This is a genomic window from Streptomyces flavofungini, assembly GCF_041028215.1.
GTDB lineage: Bacteria > Actinomycetota > Actinomycetes > Streptomycetales > Streptomycetaceae > Streptomyces > Streptomyces flavofungini_B.
On the sequence record NZ_JASKYR010000724.1, the window covers coordinates 1 to 4927 of the forward strand.

The following is a 4927-nucleotide window of genomic DNA, read 5'->3' on the forward strand; positions in this document are numbered from 1 at the left end:
GGTGAGGCGCGGCCCCATGGCGTGGGGCGGGGGCCCACGTGGCGAGGTGCGGCGCCATGGCGTGAGGCGCGGCTCCATGGCGTGAGGGGGCCCACGTGGCGAGGCGGAGACCCGTGGCGTGAGGCGGGGCCCATGTCGCGGGGCGGGCCACGGTGTCGCCCGCCGACGGAGCGCGGCGGTGCTGGCGGTTCAGATGGACGGGGACCGCGAGCATGCCTCCGCGGCGCCCGCGGGCCCGCGGGCGAGCGGCCCCGCGCCGGGCACCGGAACCTGCGCCGGGCACCGCAACCTTCACCGGGCACCGGCATCGGAACCCGGGGGCGCAGGCACCGGGGCGGCGCGGCGCGGTGAGATATGAGCATCCTGTCAGGACGGCGGCCCCGACGGCTCTCGCCGCACACCCCGCGGCGGACCGTGCCTATCCTCGACCCCATGTGCGCTGCTGTCCTGGTCGCGGAGGACGACGAGAAACAGGCCGAGCTGGTCCGCCGCTATCTGGAGCGCGAGGGCCACTCGGTCGCCGTCGTCCACGACGGGAACGCCGCCCTCCGCGCGCTCCGGAACGAGCCGCCCGACCTGCTCATCCTCGACGTCATGATGCCGGGCACGGACGGCCTCGCCGTCACGCGGACGCTGCGGTACGGCGGCGGCCCGCCGGAGCTGGCGCGGCTGCCGATCCTGATGCTGACCGCCCGCTCCACGGAGGACGACCTCCTCGCGGGTCTCGATCTCGGCGCCGACGACTACCTCACCAAGCCGTACAGTCCCCGCGAGCTGATGGCCCGCGTGCGGACGCTGCTGCGCCGCGCCTGCGGCATCCACCTGCCGCCGCCGGGCGCCGACCGGCAGCGGCTGCGGGCCGGTGACGTCGTGGTCGACCCGCTGCGCCACGAGGTGACGGTCGAGGGCCGCCCGGTCGACTGCACGCCCGGCGAGTTCGACCTCCTGACCGCCATGGCGGGCGAGCCGGACCGCGTCTTCACCCGCCCCCAGCTCCTGGACCGCATCCACGGCTCGTCGGGCTACATATCGGCGCGCACGGTCGACGTACACATCCTCAACCTGCGCAAGAAGATAGAGACGGACCCCAGGCACCCGACACGGCTCCTCACCATCTTCGGGGTGGGGTACAAGCTGGCGTCGGCACCGCCCCCGCAGGGTGAGCCCGACGCCGGGCCCCTGGTGCGCCGTGGCGCGTGACATCCCCCTGCGGCGCAGCCTGCTCGCCCGGCTGCTCGCCGTCTCCGTGCTCGTGTCCGTGGTGTCCGTCGCCGCCACCGCGTGGCTCGCCGCGCAGACCACCTCCGGGGCGCTCCGGCAGGAGCAGGGCCAGGTGCTCGCCGACGACGCCCGGATCTACGACCGGCTGCTCGGCGTCGGTGCCGGGGCGCCCTCGTGGCGCGGGGCCGAGAGGACGGTGCGCGAGCTGTCCCGTGACACCGGGCGGCGCATCGCCCTCACCACGCAGGACCGCAAGGTCATCGTGGACTCCGCCGCCCCCGCCAAACACCTCGCGCTGCCCCCGAACGCCTCCGCCGTCCTCGACCCGCTCGCCGTGGACACCACACTGACCCCCGGCCGCTCCGGCGAGGACACCGCGGGCGACCGCATCGACCCGCGCGTGGTCGGTCCCTACCGCCTCACCAAGTCGGAGCGCGCCCGGCTGCGGGCGGCCGCCGACACCAGCGCGGTCTGTCTGACGAAGGTCGGGATGACCCCCGAGGTCGTCACCGCGCCCGGCGGACGCCCCTCCGTCCGCGTCGGTGGCGACCCCTCGGTGGCGAGCAAGATGGGCTGCGGTGCCCCCGAGCTCGACATGCCCACCGCGACCGAACGCAAGGCACTCAAGAAGCTCGACGCCGTCGCGGGCGCCTGTATGGAGCGCGGTGGCCTGAAGGCCGTCCCCGTCGGCCTCGACCTGAGCGGCCGTACGGGACCGAAGCCGGTCGGCGCGGTGCCGACGTACGGCTCGTACGTCCTGCCCGTCGACCCGTTCCCCCGGGACTCGCCGGGCCCCGAGGAGGAGGCGCGGCGGGCGGAGCCCGGGACCGGCGGCGCCACCGAGGCCCCCGACCCCCTCGGCTCCCGCACCACGGACGACGACTCCCGCGAGGCCTGCGTCGACAGCGCGCGGCGCGAGCAGCTCGTGCCCTACGTCTCCGCGCCCGCCCTGCTCTTCATCACCAGCCCGGACGGTTCCCGCAGGGACCCCGGCTTCAGCCTCTCCCGGGACAACACCACCCGCCTCGCCGGTCTCGCCGCGGCCGTCCTCGCCGCCACGGTCGCCGTGACCGCGTTCGCCGCGACCCGGCTGACCCGGCCGCTGCGCGCGCTGACCACCGCGACGCGGCGCATGAAGACGGGCGAGCCCGGCGACCCCGTCCCCGCCGAGGCCACCCGCTCGGCGGGCGAGATCAGCCAGCTCGCCGCCGCCTTCGCCGACATGGCGGCCCACCGCAAGGCCCTTGAGGAGCAGCGCAAGGCCATGGTCAGCGATGTCGCGCACGAGCTGCGCACCCCGCTCTCCAACATCCGGGGCTGGCTGGAGGCCGCCGAGGACGGCGTCGTCGAGACCGACCCCGAACTGGTCACCTCGCTCCTCGAAGAGGCCCTGCTGCTCCAGCACATCGTCGACGACCTCCAGGACCTGGCGGCGGCCGACGCGGGCACGCTCCGGCTGCACAGGGAACCGGTGCGCGCCGCCGACATCGCCGAGCAGGTGGCGGCGGCGCACCAGGCCCGCGCGGACGCGGCCGGGGTGAAGCTCAGGGCCACCGCGCTCGGCGACCCCTGGCTGACGGCCGATCCGCTGCGGCTGCGGCAGGCGGTCGGCAACCTCGTCTCCAACGCGGTGCGGCACACCCCCGCGGGCGGCAGCGTCCGCGTCACCTGCCGCGGCACGGCCGACGCCGTCCTGATCGAGGTCGCCGACACCGGCACCGGTATCGAGCCCGCCGATCTGCCGTACGTCTTCGACCGCTTCTGGCGCGCGGACAAGTCCCGTACGCGGGCGACGGGCGGCAGCGGCCTCGGCCTGTCGATCGTGCGGAAACTCGTGGAGGCGCACGACGGCACGGTGACGGCGGAGAGCGTGCCGGGCCGGGGTTCGCAGTTCACGGTGCGGCTGCCGGCGGCCCATTGAGCGGCGGCGGTACCGCGCCGGGGCGAACTCGGGCCAAGAGCCCCGGGGGTCCTGGCCGTGGCGTGCGGGCAGGACAAGAGCCCCGGTCGTTCACCTCCGCCGACCGGGGCTCTCTCTCTGCCCCCGGACCCGACCGCGGCGGCGACACTCCCCCGAGTCACGCGCTGTGCGCGCGTACCGGCGGGTCAGGTCCGATGCGGTGATCAGATCAGGCCCCGCCAACAGATCGCTAACATGTGGCCAACGGTCGGCCGACACGTGAGGGCCGGCCACGGGGGACGGCGTGGACGAGCGGCGGAAGCGGTGGGCGGAGGAGCGGTCGGGGCTGCGGCCCGGACCGCCGCCAGGGCTGCGTTTCGGCCTTCTCGGGGCGCCCGCCGTCTTCGACGCCGCGGGCGAGCCGCAGCCCGTACGGAGTGCCAAGGGACGCGCTCTCCTCGCCGCGCTGCTCCTTGAACCGGACAAGGCCGTCTCCCTGGGCGCCCTGGAGGACGCGCTGTGGGGCGACGCCCCGCCGCCCTCCGCGCGGGCCTCGCTCCAGAACCACGTGACGCGGCTGCGGCGGCTCCTCGACGACCCGGAGCGGCTGCGCGCGGTGCCGCCGGGGTACCGGCTGCGGGTCGGCGAGGGCGAGTTGGACGTACGGGTCTTCGAGCGCCGGGTGACGCGGGCGCGGGCGGCGCACGCCGAGCGGGACTGGGCGCGGGCGGCCTCCGAAGCCGGTGCGGCGCTCGCGCTGTGGCGCGGTGAGCCGCTGAGCGGGCTGACCGGGCCGCTCGCGGACCACCCCCTCCTGCCCCGCGTGCGCGAGGCGCGGCTGCTCGCCCTTGAGTGGCGTTACGACGCCGCGCTCGGGCTCGGCACGGGCCTGGCGGCGCTGGCCCCCGAACTGACCGCCCTGGTGGCACGGCATCCGCTGCGCGAGGCTTTCCACCGCCAGCTGATGCTGGCCCTGCACCGCACGGGCCGCCAGGCGGAGGCCCTGGCCGTCCACCGCGAACTGCGCGGCAGACTCCTGGACGAACTGGGCGTGGAACCGGGCCCACCGGTCCGCGAGGCCCACACCGAGGTACTGCGCACCCGCGCGGGGGGTGCGGGCACTCCCGGGCTGCGGCCCGCCCCACCCCCTCCCACGAGGCCCTCGGCCTCGCCTGCTTCCGAGGCACCCGGGGCTGACACCCCTGGACGGGTGCGCGGGGCCGGCACCGCTGAACCGGTGTCCGGGGTCGACGCCTCCGTACCGGCGTCCGGGGGCACCGCCGCTGTACCGGTGCCCGGATGCGCCGCCGCTGTGTCGGTGTCCGGAGCTGGCGCCGCTGAACCGGTGTCCGGGGTCGACGCCTCCGTACCGGCGTCCGGGGGCACCGCCGCTGTACCGGTGCCCGGATGCGCCGCCGCTGTGTCGGTGTCCGGAGCTGGCGCCGCTGAACCGGTGTCCGGGGTCGACGCCTCCGTACCGGCGTCCGGGGGCACCGCCGCTGTACCGGTGCCCGGATGCGCCGCCGCTGTGTCGGTGTCCGGAGCTGGCGCCGCTGTACCGGTGTCCGGAGCTGCCGACTCCGTACCGGCGTCCGGAGTTGGCGCAGCACCGGCTGATGTAGTCGGTGCAGCACCGACTACCGCTGCCGCGTCCGCCTCCGGTGCCGCCGATGCCGGGTCCGCCTCCGCTGCCGCCGGGGACGCGTCCGCTCCCGATCCTGCCGATGCCGCGCCTGTTCGTGGTGCCGCTGAGGCTGCTCCCGCTCCTGCTGCGGCTGAGACTGCTGCCGCGTCCGCCTCCGATGC

3 protein-coding genes are annotated in these 4927 nt (G+C 76.0%); all 3 read left to right on the forward strand.

The annotated features are described in order from the left end of the window. Positions 1-432: 432 nt before the first annotated feature. On the forward strand, positions 433-1200 hold the full coding sequence (locus AB8Z36_RS33200) for a response regulator transcription factor (protein WP_369217100.1): 768 nt from the start codon (positions 433-435) through the stop codon (positions 1198-1200). After that, a complete protein-coding gene (locus tag AB8Z36_RS33205; RefSeq protein ID WP_369217101.1) occupies positions 1190-3142 on the forward strand; it encodes a sensor histidine kinase in 1953 nt (650 codons plus the stop codon). Before AB8Z36_RS33200 ends, AB8Z36_RS33205 begins: the two co-directional genes overlap by 11 nt. 283 nt (positions 3143-3425) lie before the next feature. Beyond that, the coding region (locus tag AB8Z36_RS33210) for a BTAD domain-containing putative transcriptional regulator (protein ID WP_440582061.1) at positions 3426-4927 on the forward strand (1502 nt) is incomplete at its 3' end.

Excerpts from the sequence above, each read along its gene's own strand:
- AB8Z36_RS33200 (WP_369217100.1), top strand. The coding sequence starts at position 433 with ATGTGCGCTGCTGTCCTGGTCGCGGAGGACGACGAGAAACAGGCCGAG.